The organism is Rhodohalobacter halophilus, assembly GCF_001715195.1.
GTDB classification, from domain to species: domain Bacteria; phylum Bacteroidota; class Rhodothermia; order Balneolales; family Balneolaceae; genus Rhodohalobacter; species Rhodohalobacter halophilus.
This window is the reverse complement of the sequence record NZ_MDWE01000031.1, coordinates 1-20,420: the sequence shown is the minus strand read 5'-3', so window position 1 is coordinate 20,420 and position 20,420 is coordinate 1. Positions and strand designations below refer to the sequence as shown.

Genomic DNA, 20,420 nt, shown 5'->3' with positions numbered 1-20,420 from the left:
CCTTAGCTTTTCAAAGGATCTTCCTTGTGAACCGCATCAAAGCCTGCTTTTTCTACCAGACTGTTGATCATGTTATACATACATGGAACGGCAAAGAGCATCAAAATGGTACTCATTGTCAGTCCGCCAATTACAGCTCGCGCCATCGGGCTCCAGGTTTCGGCTCCGGCACCCAGTTGAAGCGCGAGAGGAACCATCGCTAAAATCGTGGTGAAGGCGGTCATCAGGATGGGACGCAACCTGCGGCCGGCACCGTTTACAATGGCATCGTGCCTGTTCTGTCCGCGGGCTTGCAAAATCTTAATATAGTCGATCATCACAATACCGTTATTTACCACAATTCCTGTAAGCAGAACCAATCCAACCATGGCAGTTACGCTGATTGGTGTGGATGTCATCCAAAGGATCAGGAGTACACCGGTAAGTGCAAGTGGAATTGTTACGATAATGATGAACGGCTCAACCAGACTTTCGAACTGCGAAGCCATCACCATGTAGGTTAAAATTCCGGCAATGATAAACGCGATGATCAAAAAGAAGAATGATTCGCGCTGCTCTTCGGCAGAGCCGCCCAGTTCATACCGGTAACCTTCCGGGAAATCGATGGTTGAAATGGCTGCATTTGCCAGTTCTGTGGCGGTCCGAAGATCGATTCCGCCCAGGTCTCCCTCAACTTCAACCATTCGCTCCTGGTTGACCCGAAGAATGTTGGACGGCCCTGTGTAGCGGTCAACGCGGGCCAGGTTTTTCAATGGCATCCAAACACCGCCGGGAGTCTGAATTTGCAGCTCTTCGAGTGATGTGGATTGAGCTTTATCGATTGGGTCAATTTCGACAAGCACTTCAAATTCGAGGCCTTCGTCTACAAATGTTGTTGCAGTTGCTCCCTGTACAGCATTGCTGAGGGATGTGGCCACCTGTGAGGTCGTCAGGCCCACCCGTGCAATTCGTTCACGGTCCATCTCAACCCGCAGTTCCGGCCGGCCCTGATCTGCAGAACTAAACACGTTAACAATTCCATTGATGTCGTTGAGCTCCGCCATTACATCTGATGCAAGTGTTCGCTTGACATCCTGATCAAAACCGTAGATCTGAACGATTAGGCCGGTTTCGCCATCTGGACTCAGCGGATCTTCGCGAACTTCCCGGATATTTGCACCGGGCACGGCTGTAAGAGATGAAAGAATTGCAGATGTGATTTCCATCTGGCTTCGGTCTCTGTCACCAACCTCAACGAGTTCAACACGAATTCTGCCCTGGTTTCCACCGGGATTGTCAGCTCCTTCAATTCCAATTTTATCCCCGTAGTCAGAAACGATGAGGCGGGCTTCGGGCACTTCTTCCCGAATGATGTTTTCGGTTTGAATGATGGTTCGTTCCAGTTCAAACAGGCTTACACCGGGTTCTCGCTGCACTTCAAGAATGATAAAGTTTTCATCAACCTGAGGGAAGAACTCACCTCCCAGGAGATAATAGATCGGCAGGGAGGCCAAGAGCAGGGCAAATGCACCGAGTACAACCAAACCACTTCGCTTTAAACTCTTGTCGAGTACACGTTTGTAGCTGTTCTCAAGTCTGTCGAACTGCCGGCCAAGCCACGGGCCCACACGGTCTGAGAACAGGTTTTTTGACTGTTTGGCAATCCATCCCCAAAGCTTCAGAAATGGCCAGGCCAGGAAGTAGATAATAAAAAGAGGTATTGCTAACAGGCGGGTGAAAAAGTTTTGTCTTCGCCACACCAGCAGTTTGTTCATCAAGTTACGGGCCGGATCTTTCTTATCGGCATCGATCAGCTCTCTGTCAAAAAGCCTAGAACTGAGTACCGGAATTAACGAGATCGCGATTAGAACAGAAACAATGAGCGCAAAGGAGATGGTGAGTGCCAGATCACGAAAAAGGAGACCGGCAATTCCCGGCACAAACAGGATGGGAAGAAATACCACCAGGGTTGTAAGCGTAGAGACCATCACCGGTGCAGCAACCTCCTGGGCACCCGCAATAGCCGATGTTTTGCTATCCTCGCCATCTTCTTTAAACCGGAAAATATTCTCAAGAACCACAACTGCATTATCTACCACCATTCCCACCGCCAGTGTGAGTCCTGAAAGAGAGATGATGTTCATGCTCACATCCGAAAAGTCCATAATACTGAAGGTGGCGACGATGGAAATCGGGATGGAAATGGCAACCACCAAAGCCGACCTGCCGTTTCTTAGAAAGAGCAGCAACATGATGATTACCAGAATCACAGCTTGTAACCCGGTCATTATCAAATTATTGATCGACAGGCTGATGAAATCGGCTTTATTGGTTAGAATTTCCAGGCTGACATCCCCCGGAAGAATGTTACGGATCTCATCCAAAGAGTTGACAACACCGTTTGCAGCGCTCACTATGTTACTGTCGCTCTGTTTGTAGATGTTCATAATCACACCGTCATTGCCCTGAACGCGCACATTTCCGATTGGCTGAGCAATTCCGTCCTCTACCCGGGCGATATCCTTCAGATATACCGGATTTCCGGCCTCTGTAGTAGTGACGATACTGTTTCGTATTTCATCAATGTTTTTAAAATCACCGATGGTTCTTAACGAGAAAACAGTCTCTCCTTCGGTCAGCTCACCCGCAGGCACCTGCACATTTTCCTGCCTGAGCCGGTTTGAGATATTTCCAACATCGAGGTTGTAGGTTCTCATTTGTGCATTGCTGATCCGTACGTTGATCTGCCGATCAAATCCACCGGCAGTCTCGGCTGATGCAATTCCTTCAATTCGCTCAATACGCTGCTCTATTTGTCGTGTGGCGAGAGTTCTAAGCTCACGAGGGCTTCGGGTGTCGGAGGTCAGGGCAAGTACCAAAACAGGTTCGTCATTCGGATCGTAAGAGAAGACAATAGGCTGCTCCACTTCATCTGGGAGGGATCGCCGGATCATATCGAGCCTTTTGCGAACTTCCGTTTCGGCTATAAATAGATCGGTTCCCCAGTTGAAGTTCAGTTTCACCACCGATGCTCCCTGGCTCGAAAGGGATCGAACCCGCCGAACACCGGATATACTCCCAACCTGTTCTTCAATAGGGCGGGTGATCAATGCCTCAATATCCTCAGGCGCTACCCCTTCGAACGTCGTGTAAACCGTAATCGTCGGAAAGGAGACATCAGGATAGAGATTGAGGCGCAGATTGTTCAGTCCATACAACCCGAAACCGATCAGTATAATACTGATCATCATAAACGTTACCGGCCTGTTAACAGCAATTTTAGGTAGATTTCTCATAGGTTCAGCTTACTAATTGCTGTTGGAGGATTGCTGCCGGTTACCGGATTGACCGCGACTCTGCTGCATTCTTTCGCGCATGGCCTCGCGCTCTTCGGGTGACATATTCTGGAGTCGTTCTCGACGTTCTTCAGGGCTCAGGCTGCTAAAATCTGTTGTGTCACTTGAATTGGGCTGAACTTGTTGAGGGCGGGATTGCTGTGTGGCACCAGCTACCCTGATGCGCTGGCCATCATTCAGGTTTCTGTGGCCGGTTACGATCAAACCGTCTCCGGGCTGAAGTCCGCTGAGTATCTCAATGCGATCACCCTGTTGTATGCCAAGCTCAAGCTGACGCTGTACAGCGATGGAGTCGCCCTGAGATATAAACGCTGAATATGTTCGCTCAAGCTCAATGGTTCCGGTTTCCGGCTCAATGTAGGTGTCAACCTTTTCCACCATTGCAGAACGTGGAATTACCACTACATTTTCTCTTGTTTGAAGGTTTACCCGGGCCTGAACCAATGCCCCCTGATAGATTGAGGAAGTGGTTTCGGTGAGCGTGATAACAACCTCGCCAAGCCCGGTGGTAGCATCGAGCTGCGGGCTGATGCGCGAAACCACACCCTGTGCAATCTCATCGGATCGGCTGGAGAGTGAGAGAGAAACGGCCTGCCCGGGTTGAATCAGTTCCCAATCCTGAAGTGGGAGAAATACTCTGGTTTCGAATCCTACAAGATTAGCCACCTCAAAAGCCACCTGCCCCGATGAGGCAACATCGCCTTCAGCAATAGACCGGCTGAGAACAACACCGTCAACCGGCGATTTAATTTTTGTGTTTTCAAGATTTTCCACACTTTGTGTCAGATTGGCCCGGGCTGCTTCAAGTGAAGCCTGACTGTTCAAATAGGTTGCCCGGGAGTTATCCAGCTCTGCTTGGCTAATCAAATTTCGTTCATAAAGCTGCTGCTGCCGTGCAAACTCTGTGCTGTCTCGCTCAAAGGCCACCTCCTGTTGGCGGATTTGTGCTCGAGCCTGTTGAACCGCATCACGGAACGGCACATCATAAATTTCCGCCATCACCTGCCCCCGGCTCACATTATCGCCCAGGTCAACCAAAATTTTGGTAACACGATTAGATACCTGCGGCGTGATGGACACAACGTCCTGCGCGCGAATAGTGCCGTAAGAGCGAACCTGGTCCGAAATTGTTTCTGTTTGAACGGGCACTACCTCAACACTGGCTGCAGGACCACCGCCAAATCCGCCGGGCCTGCCAAACTGAGGGCCATTTCCGTTATCATCGGATGAACCGCATGAGGAAAGTAGAAGTGAAACAATAAGTGCGCTTGATAGGAATAGTAGCTTTTTCAACCGGAATAATCGTTTTGTTAAAATTGACAATATTAAATGTACGCAGTCGTACGATAGAAATTTAAACGGGATACAAAATATCACAGCTAAAACCCTGATTTTTAAAAATTATTACATTTGGAAGTTGTAGCCGTAACGTGCACTTCGTGCGATGATTTAGACGTACGGAATCATCAAAGGTTTGATACGAATCCTGAAAAACTCGGAAGGTTCAGGATTCGTTCAAATAGAGCAGGAGAGGGGGGGGTTAAAAAATTGCAGAGAGCTCTTTGCAAATGTCTTCACAAAGGGACTGCAGCTCAGCAGAGATCGCATCTTTGGTGTGAGAGTCGATATCCAGCTCGCCCATAAATTGGTCACCCTTCATGATGGGAACCACAATTTCTGACTGCACATGAATGCTGCACGCCAGGTAGTTATCGGCTTTGTTTACGTCTTGTACAACAAATGTTTGAAGAGTTTCAGCAGCTTGTCCACAAATTCCTTTGCCAAAGGGAATTCTGGTATGGTCGGTGGCTTCACCCACATAAGGGCCAAGTTCCAGCATATTCTCTTCATCTTTGGCAACCAGGTAAAATCCGGTCCAGTCAAAGACTTCCACTTCACGATCGAGCAGCTGGCAGATGGCCAGAAGTTTTTCATCACGCTTTTCTGATCCGTTGATGATTGATTTTGCTTCGTTTAAAATTTCTGAGTGATCCATAAAAGGAGTTTGGTTAAATCGTTTGAGATGATTTGGCTGAAAAGGTACAAAGAATTCAAATTTGTTTGAATTCTTCGGAAGATTTAGGTTCAAAATGGGATAAATCCTCATTATCTTTGACGCTATGTTTGAATGGATTCCGGATACAGTATCAGAGGGGACAACGGCTCACTTTTTACATTGGGGAGGTTTACTTTTCGCAAGTTTTACCTCACTCTTTTCAGTTGTGAACCCGCTTGCCGCCATGCCACTTTTTCTCTCACTTACCGAGCGGTTTGATGAGTCTGAACGGATTTATACCGCAAAGAAAGCGTCCGTTTATATGTTTGGGGTGTTAATTGTCTTTCTGCTGATCGGAACCTTTATTCTGAGTTTCTTCGGGATTTCACTTCCCGGTATTCGTATTGCCGGCGGGTTGATTATTATGAGAGCAGCTTACTCTATGTTGAACCCTGAAAAATCGGGCAAAAAACTGACCAAAGCGGATGAAAAAGCCGCCATGGAGAAAGAGGATATTTCATTCAGCCCACTCGCACTCCCGCTTCTATCCGGTCCGGGAAGCATTGCCGTTGTGATCGGTTTTGCAACACAGGCCGAAAATATGATGGACTATGCGATCAATGGGGTGTCGATTTTTTTGGTTGTTTTAACCACTTACGGTTTACTACGGCTTGCACCTATTTCAGCAAAATATATCGGGCCAACGGGACTAAATGTTATGACCCGTTTGATGGGCTTTATTGCTCTTGCCATTAGTGTTCAATTTATATTGAGTGGAATTGGCCGATACTTCGGAATAGGATAAAGCTGCTGATATGAATCAACGACAGAAGTTGCAGTGGCTTTTTACTTACGATTTGTGGTGTGCCCGAAAACTTCTCGATCACTTTACGGCTCACTCACCATTCAGGGATGAAGTCGCCTGCCGTGCCTTTTTAGCTCATATTGTAAACATACAGGAGGTGTGGTATAACCGCGTGGTAGAAACCTCAGTGTCTGAGATTGAGAAGTGGGATGAGTACAACCCTAAAGATCTTCGAAGAAAAGCCCGGAAATTAAACCGGAAATGGCTCGACCTGATTGGAGATCATGAAGTAGACCTCTCTTCCGAAATACATTATTACACCGAAAAAATGGTAAAAAGGAGTTCCGTTCTCGAACATATTTGCCACCATTTGATTGTTCACGGTGAATTTCATCGCGCGCAAATTTCACTTTTTCTTAGAAATTGTGATATTAAGCCGCCTAAGATTGATTATACTCAGTATCAATCTGCCCGCTGAGTAGCCGACGGCTTTTCAGCTTACCCGAAACTAAATCCGTATTGAGGTACTGCTCTGGAATTTTTAGAACAACTGTTTATCAATTTTGCGAACTACGCCTGGGGAACTCCGATGCTTGTTTTGCTGGTTGGAGGCGGAATCTTTTTCCTGATCTTCAGTCGATTTATGCCCTACAGAAACTTCAAACATGGAATTGAGGTTCTATCCGGTAAATATGAAGATCCCGATGCACCGGGAGATATCAACCATTTTCAGGCACTCTCCAGTACACTTGCGGCTACAGTGGGCATGGGTAATATAAGCGGTGTGGCGATTGCATTAGGCGTTGGAGGCCCGGGGGCTATTTTTTGGATGTGGATAACGGCAATTGTTGGGATGGCAACCAAGTTTTTTACCTGTACGCTCTCAATTATGTACAGGGGTAAAGATACCGAAGGAAAAATTCAGGGTGGTCCGATGTACTACATCACCGAGGGTCTGGGGAAAAAGTGGAAGCCGCTGGCCATCTTTTTCAGTATTGCAGGTCTGATCGGGTGTACTCCTATGTTTCAGTCCAACCAGCTTACTCAAATTGTTCGCGATACCATTTTAGCAGAAAATGGACTGTTGGGGTACAACACAATGATACTGGCCGGTTCATTTTTAACGGAGAGCGGTTTTCGTCTTTCAGACATCATTATGGGTGTGATATTGGTTTCCCTGGTTTCTCTGGTTATTTTTGGCGGAATTAAACGAATCGGGCATGTAGCTGCACGTCTGGTTCCGTTGATGGTTCTCATCTATGTTCTGACCGTCGTCTACATCATCATCAATAATATTGTCGATGTGCCGTATTACTTCTGGCTGATTGTCAGCGACGCCTTTACCGGTGAAGCAGCTGCCGGAGGTGCTCTTGGAGTTGTGATTTCAAACGGTATCCGTCGAGGAGCCTTCTCCAACGAAGCCGGAATCGGAACCGAGGCGATGGCTCACGGTGCTGCAAAAACACGAGAACCGGTTCGCGAAGGGCTGGTGGGAATGCTGGAACCGGCTATAGACACCCTTCTGGTTTGTACAATGACCGCTTTTGCGCTGCTGATGACCGGTGCATGGACTGACACCTCTGTTGACGGCATTACAATGACAGCCGTGGCATTTGACACGGGAATCCCGGTTTTTGGGTCTTATCTGCTCATTATCTGTGTATTTATTTTTAGCATTACAACCATGTTTACCTACTCCTACTACGGAACAAAGTGCTTGAACTTCCTGGGTGGAGCTCACAGAAAACACTATTACAACTACTTCTACATCTTCTCTATCTTCGTTGGGTCTATCACAACCATTGATATGGTGATAAACCTGATTGATGGTATGTTTGCAATGATGGCGATTCCAACCATGATCGGAACATTGATGCTATCACCCAAGGTGGTGGAAGCTTCAAAGGATTACTTTGCCCGAAAGAAGAGAGGTGATTTCGATCACTATTGATTCAGGGTCGGTTGTGAGGGTGGAGTTTTGTCCACCCTTTTAAAATTATTGCGAATTTGAGGCGGCCTCTTTCTGTCTCTCCTTCAGAGCCTGAACGTACTCATATCTGGCTTTAATACCGGCACGATTTCCGTAAACCATCCCGAGTCCGCAGGAGAGTGCAAGTACTGCGACGATGAGAATTTCTGTGGTTGTAATAGCTTCGGCAAAAATGATGATCCAGGCAGCGGGCGGGAGAAATACGAGGAAAGCCAACAACATATGCAGGTTGGTGGGAGCCGGTACTTTTCGGATGTATCGCTTAACAGCAGCAAACGTCAGATTGAGGTAGAGAAAACCAAAAGCCAGGAGAATAACCGTTCCGATCCATCCCGGTTCTGAGATAAAATCGAGAAATCGGTTCGAAAAAAGTATAATGGCCAGAGAAATCATGATTGACCAGGTTGCGTAGGCAAAAAATCGGGCACCGTCTTGCATAGAAGTAGAGTTTGAAATAAAAATTAACTGAGTGAAAGGTACGGCAGAATTAAGATGATGTGAAAGCGATCATAAAAAGCGTCATTTTTTTACACTCTGGCAGAGTTCCACCAGAACACCATGGTTTCCCTTCGGGTGAAGAAAGGCCACCAGTTTGTTGTCAGCCCCCGGTTTAGGCTCATCATTCAGCAGCTTAAACCCTTCTCGTTTTAAACGACTCATCTCTTCCTGAATATCATCCACTTTAAACGCCACATGATGAATTCCCTCACCCCGTTTATCAATGAAAGTGTTGATGACCGAATCGGGGGCAGTACCGCCAAGCAGCTCTACTTTTGACTCTCCGGTTTGAAAAAATGCGGTATCCACTTTTTCACCCTCAACCACTTCCCGCTTATAACAGCTGGTGTTGAGTATTTTCTCATATGTTTTAACGGCGTCATCAATATTTTTGACGGCAATACCGATATGATCTATGTGCATGGTGAAGAATTTATTATCATTTAACGTGGATTCATCGTTACGGATGAATAAAATAGGACTTTACAGTGTACCAAACATAACCTGAATCGATGGAAACTTTGATGAAAAAACTAACTTTCTTTGCCGGCATCTTTTTAGCTGCAGGAGTGATGAGTGAATTATCAGCGCAAGACTCAGATTCGACAGCTGTGCCGGAAACATTTGTTTACGAATGGGCCGGGGAGGAGATGACGATGCAGAAGTATTTTATCGTATTTCTGAAGAGCGGAGAGAACAGATCTCAGAGCCAAGAAGAAGCGATGCGCCTTCAGCAGGAGCACTTGAATTACCTGGGATCACTTTATGAAGATGGAATTATTGTACTGAACGGACCGACGGGAGATGGCGGTGAAATCCGAGGGTTTTCTGTTTACAGTGTAGCAACGCTGGAGGAGGCTGAGAAGCTGGCATCGGAAGATCCTATGGTTCAGGCCGGAATGCTTCAGGTGGAAGTGAAACCTTGGTGGCTGGCAAAAGGATCGGTGGTGAAGTGAGTTCGAGCTTAGACCGGAAAAAGAGATGTAGCTGGGTTGAAAATACGTTTCAGCAGTATGTCGATTACCACGATCGTGAATGGGGAGTACCGGTGCACGATGATCGAATTCACTTTGAGTTTCTGATTCTGGAAAGTGCTCAGGCCGGTTTGAGCTGGAGTACAATATTAAAGAAGCGGGAAGCGTATCGTGAGGCATTTGCCGATTTTGATCCGGAAGCAGTGGCTCAATTTGGGGAAGAGGATGTAATTCGCCTGATGAACAATGAAGGGATTGTTCGCTATGATAAAAAGATCCGGTCGGCTATTTGGAATGCACAGGCTTTTCTGAAGATTCAACAACAGTTTGGGTCATATGACTCCTATATTTGGGCGTTTGTTGATCACCGCCCGATCGTCAATGCACCCGAGTCAATACGGGATGTGCCGGCAAAAACCGAACTTTCAGATAAAATTGCCAGGGAGATGAAAAAAAGAGGATTTTCCTTTTTAGGAAGCACAACGATCTATGCCTATCTGCAGGCGTGCGGACTGGTGAATGACCATACCAAAGGCTGTTTTCGATATGGAGAGCTAACGTCCTGATTTTGCAGTAAAAACTATTTTACCGCTTCAGTGTTCTAAATGATTCTTTTCCATTCAATCCCCGACTTGCAGCATGGGGATATTGATGTTTGATCCGCGGCTGCAAATCAGTTTTGGAGGAGTAAATTAAAAAATAAACAGCCGGAAATTTTATTTACACCAACGCGGTGTATATCCACAAACAACAATCATAAAGTTCACAAAATCACTCCCGCTCACCATCGAAATTTCAAGGCGGAAAAAGAAAAAGCCCGATAATGAAACCGGACTTTTAAAACAGTTGAATGGAATTGAATCTACTTCTTCCCTTTCTCTTCAATAAGCCGAACGGCATCTCCCATGGACACTTTTTCAGGCTCGGTATCTTTTGGCAGGGAGATGTTCTTTTTGCCATACTTCAGATATGGACCGTAACGCCCGGTCATCACTTTAACGGGTTTATCTGTCTCCGGATGATTTCCGAGCTCGGCTATAGTGGAGCTTCCACGCCGTCCTTTACTCTTCTCTTTGAGGAGCTCAACTGCACGATCCAATTCGATCGTCAATACGTTGTCATCCTTTTTCAGAGATTTGAAATTTCCGTCATGGACTACATAAGGGCCATATCGCCCTACGCCTGCCTTCACAACTTTTCCGGTTTCCGGATGCTCTCCGAGCGTTCGGGGTAGTTCAAGCAGTGAAACAGCCAGGTCAAAATCGACATCAGCGGGTTTCATCCCTTTGAGCAGGGAAACACGCTTTGGTTTCTTGTTGTCGTCAGAAACTTCTCCGAGCTGTACATAAGGGCCAAATCGGCCGGAGAGTACAAATATGGGCTCTCCGCTTTCAGGATGTTCTCCAAGCGATTTCGGCCCCTCTTTTTCGGCCTCAATCAGCTCCCTGATTTTTTCAGCCGATAGCTCTCCGGGATCCAGATCAGCAGGGAGAGACGTTGTCACTTCTTCACCGTCAATTTCCCCTTTCACATACGGGCCGTAGCGTCCAACATGAACCTGCATGCCATTCAAGCCTTCAATTGGCAGATCCAGAAGCCGTGCTTCCTGCGGATCGATCTTATCCTCACGCTGGTCAACTTTTTCTTTCAGGCCGTGCTCCCCCTTATAGTAGTCGTCCAGGTATTTCACCGGATCATACTTACCATTGGCAATCTGATCCAGTTTATCCTCAAGGGATGAGGTGAAATCGCTGTCAACAATTTCCGGAAAATGCTTTTCAAGCAGTTCTGTTACGGCAAATGCGGTATAGGTTGGAACGAGCGTTTTTCCGTCTTTCCGGGCATAACCGCGGTCTTGTATGGTGCTGATAATTGTTGCGTACGTACTTGGCCGGCCCACACCCCGACTTTCAAGCTCTTTTACCAATGTTGCTTCGGTATATCGTGCCGGCGGTTTGGTTTCGTGAGAGATAGACTCCAGATCATGCAGATCAATCGACTCATCCATGCTCATTTCAGGCAGGAAAATTTCCTGGTTTTCAATCGCTGCATCGGGATCGTCACTGCCCTCAACGTATGCTCGGAAGTAGCCGGGGAACAGAATTTTCTTACCGCCTGACCGGAAATCGGCTTCCGTATCATCTTTCTTTGCGGTAATGGTTACATTCGTGAATTCCAGCTTGGCTTCAGCCATCTGAGTGGCAATGGTTCGTTTCCAGATAAGGTCGTAGAGCTTAAACTGGCGACCGCTTAAACCTGCTTTTTCAGGATGTACAAAACTTGATCCGGAAGGGCGAATGGCTTCGTGAGCCTCCTGCGCTCCTTTCGATTTACCGTAATTGCGAACTCGCTTAAACAGGTATTCTTCGCCATACTGCTTCTCAACTTCATTCCGTGCAGCATTTATTGCCTGTCCCGATAAATTCATCGAATCGGTACGCATATAGGTAATTAAACCGTTTTCGTAAAGTTTCTGAGCAATACTCATGGTGTCGCGAGCGGAGAAACCAAACTTTCGGTTAGCCTCCTGCTGCAGGGTGGATGTAATGAACGGCGGTGCCGGATTCCGTTTTTGTGTTTTAACATCAATATCGGTTACGCTCCAGTCAGCCTCATTGAGGAGATCTCGCAGTTTTTCGGAATCCTCTTTGTGGAGAAGTACTACGCTATCGGGCTTTTTGAGTTTGCCGGTATTTTCATCAAAATCTTTACCGCTGGCCAATCTTTTTCCATTCAGATGGGTCAGGTCTCCGGTAAATTTGTTTTTGTCCCCCTCTTTCGAGAGCTGGGCTTTCAGGTCAAAATAGGTGGCGCTTCTGAACTTCATCCGTTCGCGCTCTCGGGCTACCAAAAATCCAACAGCTACCGATTGTACACGTCCGGCTGAAAGGCCCGGAGCAATCTTTTTCCATAGGAGTGGAGAGATGGTGTACCCGGCAAGCCGGTCCAGAATACGGCGGGTCTCCTGTGCATGCACCAGGTTCATATCGATCTCTCGGAAATTCTCAAGAGCATTTTGAATCGCCTCTTTGGTGATCTCACGAAATGCCATCCGCTTCACAGGTACCTTCGGTTTCAGAAGCTCCGTCAGGTGCCAGGAGATCGCTTCACCTTCGCGGTCTTCATCCGTTGCGAGAATCAGCTCGTCAGCTTCTTTCAGCTCTTTTTTGAGCTTGGTAACGATCTTCTTTTTACCGGCCGGTACCACATAGAGCGGATCGTAACGATCGTCTACATTAATTCCGAGATTTGCCCACGACTCTTTTTTAAACTTCGCCGGAATCTCTTTGGCAGATGAGGGGAGGTCGCGTATGTGTCCCATCGAAGATTCTACCACATATCCTTTTGGCAGATATTTCTTGATTGTTTTCGTTTTTGTTGGGGACTCTACAATTACTAATGATTTCATGTAAGCAGTTTAATTCAGATTTGCCGACCTCATTTTTCGAAATCGACGATAAAGGCACCGGAGAGTTTCTGTTACAGGCTTTCAACCAGTTCAAGCAGCTCTTCTGCGTGCGCTTTGGTATTTACTTTTTCAATAATTCCGAGAACAGTTCCATCCTTGCCGATCACAAAAGCAGAACGGGAAGGTGCATTGAATGTTTTTCCATACATCTTTTTTTCAACAACTGAATCGGTTGCTTCTGCAAATTTAAACTCCGGATCGGAAGCCAGTATGTAGTTGATATCCAATTTTTCGGCGTAATTTTTATGCGATCCGCAGGTGTCTTTGCTCAAGGCTATCAGGTTGTATCCCTTTTTGTCAAACTCATCAGCGTGTTCGGCAAGACTTCGGTTTTGCTTGTCACAGCCGCTGGTGTTATTTCTCATATATACCGATACAATGGTTGGTCGGGTGAGCAGTTCTGCGAATTTCACTTCTTTTTCCTCACCGTTTTGTACAACGGATAGCGTAAAATCAGTATCAATCTTTTTTCCTGTTGAGATCATTTATCAAACTAATTTTTTTGGGGTTGGTTGAGTTACATAACTCCAAACCGGTTGAATATCGTTCTCATGTGCGCTGTCAAAATCTGACAGACTTTTATAATACACATTAATTTTAGCACGTCGCAAACACGAACTTTCGATTATAATTTGTTAGGCAGAACAGGCGAGTGTACAAGTTTGTGTGGGTTTTGATCCCGAATCAGAAGAAGCGGAACTTACTTCTTTTCATATTTTTGATGGAGAGCATTCGCAACATTATCGGGTACAAAACTGCTGAGGTCGCCGCCCCACACTGCAATCTCCTTAACAATGGTTGCAGATATAAAAGTGAGCTGTTCATCCGGCATCAGAAAAACTGTGTCAATCTCCGGCGCCAGACGGCGGTTTGCCAGTGCCATTCTGAACTCATACTCAAAATCTGAAATCTGGCGAACACCTCTCAAAAGTACATTTACACTCTTTTTTCGGGCCAGATCGATCAAAAGGCCGGTAAACTGGATGACCTCCACCTGGTCGGACCAATCGTACTGTTTGATGGAATTCCGTATGAGCTCAATCCTCTCCTCTCCGGTAAATACAGCCGTTTTTTTGTTATTGACGGCGACCGTTACAATGATTTTGTCAAACATTTTGACGGCTCGGCTTAGAATGTCAAGATGGCCGTTGGTCCATGGGTCAAAAGATCCGGGATAGAGTGCGGTGTGTTCCATAGCAGAAGTTGAGTTAGATTTTCTGCTAAAGTATAGATAATCGGGCTATTCCACCAATTCTGAAAAGTTTTGCGATGGAATTTAGAACCCGTCGGCCGTTTTTCGGAAAATGGCTGCAATGGTGCGGCCGTACGCCTTGGAGAATCTGCAGAGCGGATGGCCGGAAAAATCGTGACGCTTGTCGTGTTCCAGAATAAACCATCCATCCTCCTTGAGCAGGTCGCTTTCCATAATTTGATCCACCATTTCGATCATCCAGAAGTAATCGTATGGCGGATCGGCAAAGATGAAATCGAATGACCCAAAACCCTTCTTCTCCAGAAAAAGCTCTGTGTCGAGAACCAGCGTGCTGATTTGATCCTCCACGCCGAGCTGCTTGGCAGTTTTCTCAATCTGTTTGATGTGTGCTGACTCCTGATCTACAAACAGTACGGTTGAGGCACCTCGCGATATGGCTTCAAACCCAAGATTTCCACTCCCCGCAAAAAGGTCGAGTATGCGGCTGTTTTCCAGGTATGTACGCGCTTCAATAACATTGAAGATCCCCTCTTTTGTACGGTCGGATGTGGGGCGAAGAAGGTCTGTTTTTGGGATGGGGATGGTTCGCCCTTTCAGTTTTCCGGTGATAATTCTCATGTTGCCGGTTCTTCTATTTCAGCATCTTTATTTAAACTCATTATAATGGCAGGATAGGCGCTCTCCAGCCTGAATCCATACGTTTTCTCGTCAGCATCAACACCCATGATCTTTAATGAGTTCATGGATTGAATTTTGCCGGCATCCCCCCAAAAAGTGTTTAATGCGTCGGATACCGGTGTTGCATACTCTCCATAAACGTAAACAGAGTCGTGCAACCCGTTCATCCAGCTCAGTTTGTCGGCATACAGGTTCCAGAGATATGGCAAATCGTCCGCAGTATCGTAACGTAGAAATGTACAGCCTCTCAGTTTTCCTAAAATGAAGGAAGCCGCGGAGATGTAATTTTTTTGACAGTAAACCTTCATGAACGACCCGTTTTCGCGGCTGTGATTCTGCCAGTCTGCACCGATTTCAAACTCCGCCACATATTCGGAGTCTTGGAATGATCCAAGCAGATGGTTGAATCCTTGCATCGCTTCGCGGTTGCGCAGCAGTAAAAGTTTGTAGTCTACATTGCTGACAGGAATCCAGGTGGTTTCGATCCTGCTTCTGTCTATCCCGTGCATCAAAAGCGAGATGTGTGCTTCCCGTTCAGCAGAATCTTCATACACAGAGCGAGGCACGATTGTCCAGCACTCCTCAACTGCGGGTGAGAGAATTTTTACGGTTGAGCAGCCATAAGTCTCTTTAAGGTTTTCGAGAGAAGTTTGAAGAGCGGGGAACCCTTTTTTGTCCCCCGTTATAATCGCCTGCTGCACATCAAAGTTGAAGTCTATACTTCCGATGTGCTTCAGATGATTCTCTGTCTCAGGATCATTTACCGAGTAGAATAGGTGGTTGTCGGCATACGAAACCCCGAGACATGAACCATCTCCAGCCATATTAATTCCAGTTTGGCGCGTTCAGCAGAGTGGTGCGTTGAAGATCGCCAATCTTATCATCTGATCCTGGATTCTCCAGCAGATAGATTTGAGGGCGCAGTGTGTCATTCAGTGTATATTCAAACCTGTTGTGTGGAGGCCGGGGTGAAACTACAAGAGAATCGGCATTGTATGTGCTTGGTGGCAAGAAAGCGAAAAGGGAATCTGCCCGTGGAGCAACAAACTCATCAGTTTTTACAAACTGAATCAGGCTGTCGAGTCCGCCATCGGTTGGAGGGAAGTTTCCACGGCGATTTCTGTACTGTACCAGTGCATCGCGAACCAACTCCATTCGGTGACGCTCACGTTCTACCATTTCTCTTTCTTCGATCACTTCCTGGTAAGGATCAACAATTGAGCGGTAAAGGAAATAGGAGAGAAATATAATGAGGATCCCGAGAACAACTGTTAAAATCTTATTGCGCGTATATAAATCCATGTGAGAAAATGTGTTGGTTTACGATATAGGAATAAAATGCGAATCAGAAAATAATTGCAGGTAATTTGATATGCAACCTTCATATTCGATTAAGAACGAATCTTAACAAATATTGATGTTCAGGCTGCATTTTCAGGGGGTTAGAAGTAGGAATTGCTCTAATAAACCACTTTTTAGCCCTCTTTTCACAAACTTTTTGAAGCGGTGAATGTCCTGATTTTCCCTTTCAAGAAGCGCTGTCTGAAAATTTTTCCCGAATAGCCGGTTGATTTCTGCATCAGAAACGCTGAACGGAGGGCCCGGCATCTCCTCCTGGTTGTAGATGAAGTGATGAAGAAGAATGGCTGTTTGCTCCGAACAGAATGAATGGATCTTTTCTGCGTAGGCGGGGCGTTTTTCAGGAGGGAGCGCAACGAGTGCTGCTTTATCGTAAATCAGATCAAACGGGGGAGTTTTGCGAGGAGGTAATTTTAGAAAATCACCGCACCAAAATGTAAACGATTCCGATCGGTAGATACTGAAATCAGCAAATGTACTTTTCGTGTGTTCCGGCTGATGTTCCGCCAGAAACTCCAGAACAGCTTTTTCAGAAATTTCAGCTCCCGTTACGTGGTCAAAATACTCTGATAAGGTTAGCAGATCGAGACTCTTGCCACAGAGCGGAACCAAAACATTTTTAAAATAGGGGAGTTTCAGCTGATTCAGGTGCTTGGGAAGAGACGCGTACCCCTCCGGCATGTGAAACCCGATCTTATTCTTATTCCATCTGCTGAGCCAGTAACTGAGTTCCATGTTGCGGTTTCTTTCCTTGAAATTAAACGATAGCTTTGTCTGCTTGAATTGCCAATAATGTAACCAACTTTCTGTGAACAAAAATATACTCAAGCTGGCCATTCCCAATATCATCAGCAACTTGTCTGTGCCGCTGCTGGGTGTTGTAGATACGGCACTTGTGGGGCATCTGGATCAGGTGTTCTATCTCGGGGCACTGGCTGTTGGCGGAATGATTTTCAACTTTCTCTTCTGGGGATTCGGATTTCTGCGCATGGGTACTACAGGATTGACAGCACAGGAGTATGGCGCAAGGAACAGGGAAGGGATGATGATGATTCTGGCCCGCGTTCAGCTTATTGCTTTGTCTATGGGTTTGCTGATTATTCTCCTTCAGTCGCCCATTGCACTGTTTAGCCTGTGGATCATCGACAGCAGTGCAGAGGTTGCCGAATTCACTAAAGTCTATTTTGATATCCGCATCTGGACAGCACCCGGTGTTCTCGCCCTTTATGGGTTGAACGGGTGGTTTTTGGGAATGCAGAACGCCAAATATCCCATGATCGTCACCATCGTTCACAATTTGCTCAACATTGTGCTGAATATTTTCTTCATTCAGGTTTTGGATATGCATGTGGATGGAGTGGCGTACGGAACACTCATTTCTACCTACATGGCACTTGGTATTGCTGTTTTCCTCTATTTGAAGCGATATAAGCGCTATCTCTCACACTTCATACAAAAAGAAATATTCAATGCCGAAGAGTTGACCAGATACTTTTCTGTGAATCGGGATATTTTCATTCGCACACTCTGCCTCATATTTACATTCTCCTTTTTTACGGCAATGTCTGCAAAACAGGGTGATCTTGTTCTGGCAGCAAATACTATTCTATTACAGCTGTGGATGGTCGCATCTTACGGAATTGACGGATTTGCCTATGCGGCCGAAAGTTTAATTGGAAAATACAAAGGCCGCAGAAATCAGGAAGGGTTGAAAAAAGCGGTGTATTACAATTTGGGGTGGGGGCTGGGGCTCGGCCTGATCGGTTCTATGGCTTACGGTCTGTTTGGTGATTTAATCCTTCGGATTTTTACGAACAACACCGAAGTGATAGAACTGGCAAAAGTAGTGCTGTTCTGGACGGTAATGGCTCCCACGGTATCCAGTATTTGCTATATATTGGATGGAGTGTTCATTGGAGCAACGGAAACCGCTCCTATGCGGAATACGATGCTTGCTGCAACGTTCGTATTCTTCCTGCCGGCCTACTACATAGGTACGGCCATGATTGGTATTCACGGGTTGTGGCTGGCTATGGTGCTTTTTATGATTGTCAGAGGTGCTGTTCTCGCACTTTACCTGCCGTCCAGAATTTTAAACAAGGTTCCACAGGAAATTTGAATATAGATCGATATGAAAAGGAAAATTTTACTGATGAGACACGCAAAATCTTCGTGGGCAGATGAGGGCTTGCGCGATTTTGATCGCCCGCTGAACAGGCGCGGCAAGGAAGATTCACCCAGAATGGGCGATTACCTGGCCGGGTTGGGCATTATCCCTGAACTTGTGATCAGTTCACCTGCAAAAAGGGCAAAAGAGACTGCAAATGCAGTTTGCGGTCGTATGGACTACGATTTAAATCGTGTCAGTTGGAATGAAGATCTCTACTTCGGGAGTTCGATTGACTATGTCAATACAATTCGTTCTGCTCCGGATGATGTACAAACCGTGATGACTGTTGGCCACAATCCTATGACTGCCGATGCCATGGCTGGCCTGGCAACAGAATACTTTGACCACCGTGTGCCTACCGCAACCATTGCCTGTTTTGAGGTGGAACTGGGCAGCTGGAAAAATCTTGAAAACCGATCTTGCAGGCTGCTTTGGGTCATGTCACCGAAAGAGCTTTAGTCGGCTACAATCTCCAGCTCATTGAGCAGCTGTTCAGTTTTGTCCATCTCTTCCATCATAAATAGAATGAACCGGACATCCACGCTTAAGGCGCGGGTAAGATTTGGAATAAAGTAGTAGTCGCTGGCAATTCCTTCAATATTTCCATCAAATACGACCCCGACCAGTTCTCCATTCTTATTGAGTGCCGGACTGCCGGAATTGCCCCCGGTAATATCGTTCGTAGATAAAAAATTGACGGGGAGATTGTGAAATTGTGTTTCAGACTCATAGTGTTTCAGCAGCTGATCGGGAAGGTTGAAGGGCTGACTCCCACGATGTTTCTCAACCATCCCGGCAACGGAAGTGAAAGGGAATTTGTAGACGGCATCTTCCGGACTGAAACCCATGATTTCACCAAAACTCAAACGAAGGGTGAAATTTGCATCCGCCTGAAATGCCTTCTGTTCACTCATGGTTGTGATGCCCTCAACATATCGTTCTTGAGCAGGCTGAAGGTAGGGGAAGTGGCGAATATAATTTTCCCTGCTCTGTTCCAGCATCTCCCGTATGTCGGCGGCAACAACATACAGACTGTCTTTCCGGAGAGTTTCGGACGGGTTCTCGGTATTGAAAAAAAGGTTTCGTGCAGCAGTTGTGTCTGTTAAAACGGAGCTGGAGAATCGTCGCTCTACAAAGGCATCGATTTCCGGTTTTAGTTCATGGCTCTCTTCGGGTTCAAAAAAGCGATAAAACACAAGCGGGCGCTTTTCGAACGGGAGCTCTGCCATGGCATGAAGTAAATCTTTTAAAATAGCTTTTTCTGCAACAGCCACTGCACTGCTCAAAAGTTGGCGGTGGGAATCAAAAAGCATCAGCCGCTCCCGGCTTTGTTCAGCACTCCATCTCTCTTCATCCTGCCGGTTTTCCAGATCCTCAAAAAGAGTAGCGGCCTGTAGCACCTTGCTGAACTGAAGGGCATAGAATGTAAGATAGAGCACATCTCCGGTTTGGTCTGCTATATCATAACTCTGTTTAAGTTGCGAAAGCACCCGGCCATAGCGGAGATTTCGCAGGGAATCAGCTTCAGCCCACTCCTGAAAACTGCGGTCAAAATCTGTCTTTCTCTTGGTGATTTGGTGCTGTTCAAACCCTTTCCTGACCCCATTAAAATATTTCAGTGTGTTGGCAATCGACGCCCGCTCTGAGGCGCTTTGCTGACCAATAGCCGGGTTACGTTCAGCCGCCAATTCCAGTCCGTTCAGGTACGCCTGAAATGCTTTTTCGAGGAAGGGAAACTGGCTCTTTTCATAATATTTAAAAGCGTAACTGCTTTCGAGCCGGTAGGTGGAGCCGGGAAATCCCAGGGTGATAATCGGATCACCGGCAGCAAGTTCACTTCTGTTTAATTTCAGATAGGCTTCAGGCTGAAATGGAATATTCCCCGGCTGATACGCCTCGGAGCTCCCATCTTTGGCGGTGTAGGCGCGTAAGA

The 20,420-nt window shown here is 46.5% G+C and carries 20 protein-coding genes; 7 read left to right on the top strand and 13 right to left on the bottom strand.

The annotated features are described in order from the left end of the window. Positions 1-2 precede the first annotated feature (2 nt). The 3 genes from BG260_RS14365 to BG260_RS09080 all read right to left on the bottom strand — a co-directional run bounded on the left by BG260_RS14365 (position 3) and on the right by BG260_RS09080 (position 5,331). Positions 3-3,275, bottom strand: coding sequence for an efflux RND transporter permease subunit (locus BG260_RS14365; protein WP_245683935.1), 3,273 nt, complete (start codon positions 3,273-3,275; stop codon positions 3-5). 12 nt (positions 3,276-3,287) lie between these two features. Then, positions 3,288-4,628 carry an efflux RND transporter periplasmic adaptor subunit gene (locus tag BG260_RS09085; protein ID WP_069131889.1) on the bottom strand — a complete coding sequence of 447 codons (1,341 nt, stop codon included), beginning with the start codon at positions 4,626-4,628 and terminating at the stop codon, positions 3,288-3,290. A 247-nt stretch (positions 4,629-4,875) separates the two neighbouring features. Beyond that, positions 4,876-5,331 carry a GAF domain-containing protein gene (locus BG260_RS09080; RefSeq protein WP_069131954.1) on the bottom strand — a complete coding sequence of 152 codons (456 nt, stop codon included), beginning with the start codon at positions 5,329-5,331 and terminating at the stop codon, positions 4,876-4,878. 124 nt (positions 5,332-5,455) lie between these two features. Here BG260_RS09080 and BG260_RS09075 point away from each other — a divergent pair, with 124 nt between their 5' ends. The 3 genes from BG260_RS09075 to BG260_RS09065 all read left to right on the top strand — a co-directional run bounded on the left by BG260_RS09075 (position 5,456) and on the right by BG260_RS09065 (position 8,087). Next, positions 5,456-6,136 carry a MarC family NAAT transporter gene (locus BG260_RS09075; protein WP_069131887.1) on the top strand — a complete coding sequence of 227 codons (681 nt, stop codon included), beginning with the start codon at positions 5,456-5,458 and terminating at the stop codon, positions 6,134-6,136. 10 nt (positions 6,137-6,146) lie between these two features. Then, on the top strand, positions 6,147-6,614 hold the full coding sequence (locus tag BG260_RS09070; protein WP_069131886.1) for a DinB family protein: 468 nt from the start codon (positions 6,147-6,149) through the stop codon (positions 6,612-6,614). Positions 6,615-6,725: 111 nt separating this feature from the next. Then, complete coding sequence (locus tag BG260_RS09065; protein WP_218089753.1) at positions 6,726-8,087, top strand: alanine/glycine:cation symporter family protein; 1,362 nt, start codon at positions 6,726-6,728, stop codon at positions 8,085-8,087. A gap of 45 nt (positions 8,088-8,132) precedes the next feature. On the opposite strand, the gene BG260_RS09060 is transcribed toward BG260_RS09065, so the two are convergent. Beyond that, the gene (locus BG260_RS09060) at positions 8,133-8,564 is read right to left on the bottom strand and encodes a hypothetical protein (protein ID WP_069131882.1); all 432 of its coding nucleotides are present in this window, start codon (positions 8,562-8,564) and stop codon (positions 8,133-8,135) included. An 81-nt stretch (positions 8,565-8,645) separates the two neighbouring features. Continuing rightward, positions 8,646-9,047, bottom strand: a complete 402-nt coding sequence (mce, locus tag BG260_RS09055) for a methylmalonyl-CoA epimerase (protein WP_069131879.1) — start codon at positions 9,045-9,047, stop codon at positions 8,646-8,648. A 101-nt stretch (positions 9,048-9,148) separates the two neighbouring features. Between mce and BG260_RS09050 the strand changes: the two genes are divergently transcribed. Both BG260_RS09050 and BG260_RS09045 read left to right on the top strand, forming a co-directional pair. After that, positions 9,149-9,580, top strand: a complete 432-nt coding sequence (locus BG260_RS09050) for a YciI family protein (RefSeq protein WP_069131952.1) — start codon at positions 9,149-9,151, stop codon at positions 9,578-9,580. Next, positions 9,577-10,164, top strand: a complete 588-nt coding sequence (locus tag BG260_RS09045) for a DNA-3-methyladenine glycosylase I (RefSeq protein ID WP_069131878.1) — start codon at positions 9,577-9,579, stop codon at positions 10,162-10,164. Before BG260_RS09050 ends, BG260_RS09045 begins: the two co-directional genes overlap by 4 nt. A gap of 296 nt (positions 10,165-10,460) precedes the next feature. Here BG260_RS09045 and topA read toward each other — a convergent pair whose 3' ends face one another. The 7 genes from topA to BG260_RS09010 form a co-directional block, all read right to left on the bottom strand. Beyond that, positions 10,461-13,007, bottom strand: coding sequence for a type I DNA topoisomerase (gene topA / locus BG260_RS09040; RefSeq protein WP_069131876.1), 2,547 nt, complete (start codon positions 13,005-13,007; stop codon positions 10,461-10,463). Between the two features lie 71 nt (positions 13,008-13,078). Then, entirely contained in the window at positions 13,079-13,552 is a 474-nt protein-coding gene (locus BG260_RS09035) for a peroxiredoxin (protein WP_069131874.1), read from the bottom strand. Between the two features lie 215 nt (positions 13,553-13,767). Further along, complete coding sequence (gene coaD, locus BG260_RS09030; protein ID WP_069131872.1) at positions 13,768-14,262, bottom strand: pantetheine-phosphate adenylyltransferase; 495 nt, start codon at positions 14,260-14,262, stop codon at positions 13,768-13,770. Positions 14,263-14,343: 81 nt separating this feature from the next. Continuing rightward, positions 14,344-14,898 carry a 16S rRNA (guanine(966)-N(2))-methyltransferase RsmD gene (rsmD, locus tag BG260_RS09025; protein ID WP_069131870.1) on the bottom strand — a complete coding sequence of 185 codons (555 nt, stop codon included), beginning with the start codon at positions 14,896-14,898 and terminating at the stop codon, positions 14,344-14,346. After that, positions 14,895-15,782 carry a hypothetical protein gene (locus BG260_RS09020; RefSeq protein ID WP_069131868.1) on the bottom strand — a complete coding sequence of 296 codons (888 nt, stop codon included), beginning with the start codon at positions 15,780-15,782 and terminating at the stop codon, positions 14,895-14,897. The genes rsmD and BG260_RS09020 overlap by 4 nt, the downstream gene beginning before the upstream one ends. A 1-nt stretch (position 15,783) precedes the next feature. Further along, the gene (locus tag BG260_RS09015) at positions 15,784-16,260 is read right to left on the bottom strand and encodes a hypothetical protein (RefSeq protein WP_069131866.1); all 477 of its coding nucleotides are present in this window, start codon (positions 16,258-16,260) and stop codon (positions 15,784-15,786) included. Between the two features lie 132 nt (positions 16,261-16,392). Continuing rightward, positions 16,393-17,052 (bottom strand): class I SAM-dependent methyltransferase, encoded by a 660-nt coding sequence (locus BG260_RS09010; protein ID WP_069131864.1) that lies wholly within the window; start codon positions 17,050-17,052, stop codon positions 16,393-16,395. A 73-nt stretch (positions 17,053-17,125) separates the two neighbouring features. Between BG260_RS09010 and BG260_RS09005 the strand changes: the two genes are divergently transcribed. Both BG260_RS09005 and BG260_RS09000 read left to right on the top strand, forming a co-directional pair. Next, on the top strand, positions 17,126-18,436 hold the full coding sequence (locus BG260_RS09005; RefSeq protein WP_069131862.1) for an MATE family efflux transporter: 1,311 nt from the start codon (positions 17,126-17,128) through the stop codon (positions 18,434-18,436). Positions 18,437-18,469: 33 nt separating this feature from the next. After that, positions 18,470-18,946: a SixA phosphatase family protein gene (locus BG260_RS09000; RefSeq protein WP_218089752.1), complete on the top strand. Its 477-nt coding sequence runs from the start codon at positions 18,470-18,472 to the stop codon at positions 18,944-18,946. On the opposite strand, the gene BG260_RS08995 is transcribed toward BG260_RS09000, so the two are convergent. Further along, the coding region (locus BG260_RS08995; RefSeq protein WP_141691563.1) for a S46 family peptidase at positions 18,943-20,420 on the bottom strand (1,478 nt) is incomplete at its 5' end. The genes BG260_RS09000 and BG260_RS08995 overlap by 4 nt on opposite strands.

Excerpts from the sequence above, each read along its gene's own strand:
- BG260_RS09020 (WP_069131868.1), bottom strand. The coding sequence starts at position 15,782 with ATGGCTGGAGATGGTTCATGTCTCGGGGTTTCGTATGCCGACAACCAC.
- BG260_RS09060 (WP_069131882.1), bottom strand. The coding sequence starts at position 8,564 with ATGCAAGACGGTGCCCGATTTTTTGCCTACGCAACCTGGTCAATCATG.
- BG260_RS09015 (WP_069131866.1), bottom strand. The coding sequence starts at position 16,260 with ATGGATTTATATACGCGCAATAAGATTTTAACAGTTGTTCTCGGGATC.
- BG260_RS09075 (WP_069131887.1), top strand. The coding sequence starts at position 5,456 with ATGTTTGAATGGATTCCGGATACAGTATCAGAGGGGACAACGGCTCAC.
- BG260_RS09010 (WP_069131864.1), bottom strand. The coding sequence starts at position 17,052 with ATGGAACTCAGTTACTGGCTCAGCAGATGGAATAAGAATAAGATCGGG.
- topA (WP_069131876.1), bottom strand. The coding sequence starts at position 13,007 with ATGAAATCATTAGTAATTGTAGAGTCCCCAACAAAAACGAAAACAATC.
- BG260_RS09000 (WP_218089752.1), top strand. The coding sequence starts at position 18,470 with ATGAGACACGCAAAATCTTCGTGGGCAGATGAGGGCTTGCGCGATTTT.
- BG260_RS09035 (WP_069131874.1), bottom strand. The coding sequence starts at position 13,552 with ATGATCTCAACAGGAAAAAAGATTGATACTGATTTTACGCTATCCGTT.
- mce (WP_069131879.1), bottom strand. The coding sequence starts at position 9,047 with ATGCACATAGATCATATCGGTATTGCCGTCAAAAATATTGATGACGCC.
- BG260_RS09050 (WP_069131952.1), top strand. The coding sequence starts at position 9,149 with ATGAAAAAACTAACTTTCTTTGCCGGCATCTTTTTAGCTGCAGGAGTG.
- BG260_RS09065 (WP_218089753.1), top strand. The coding sequence starts at position 6,726 with ATGCTTGTTTTGCTGGTTGGAGGCGGAATCTTTTTCCTGATCTTCAGT.
- BG260_RS09070 (WP_069131886.1), top strand. The coding sequence starts at position 6,147 with ATGAATCAACGACAGAAGTTGCAGTGGCTTTTTACTTACGATTTGTGG.
- BG260_RS09080 (WP_069131954.1), bottom strand. The coding sequence starts at position 5,331 with ATGGATCACTCAGAAATTTTAAACGAAGCAAAATCAATCATCAACGGA.
- coaD (WP_069131872.1), bottom strand. The coding sequence starts at position 14,262 with ATGGAACACACCGCACTCTATCCCGGATCTTTTGACCCATGGACCAAC.
- rsmD (WP_069131870.1), bottom strand. The coding sequence starts at position 14,898 with ATGAGAATTATCACCGGAAAACTGAAAGGGCGAACCATCCCCATCCCA.
- BG260_RS14365 (WP_245683935.1), bottom strand. The coding sequence starts at position 3,275 with ATGAGAAATCTACCTAAAATTGCTGTTAACAGGCCGGTAACGTTTATG.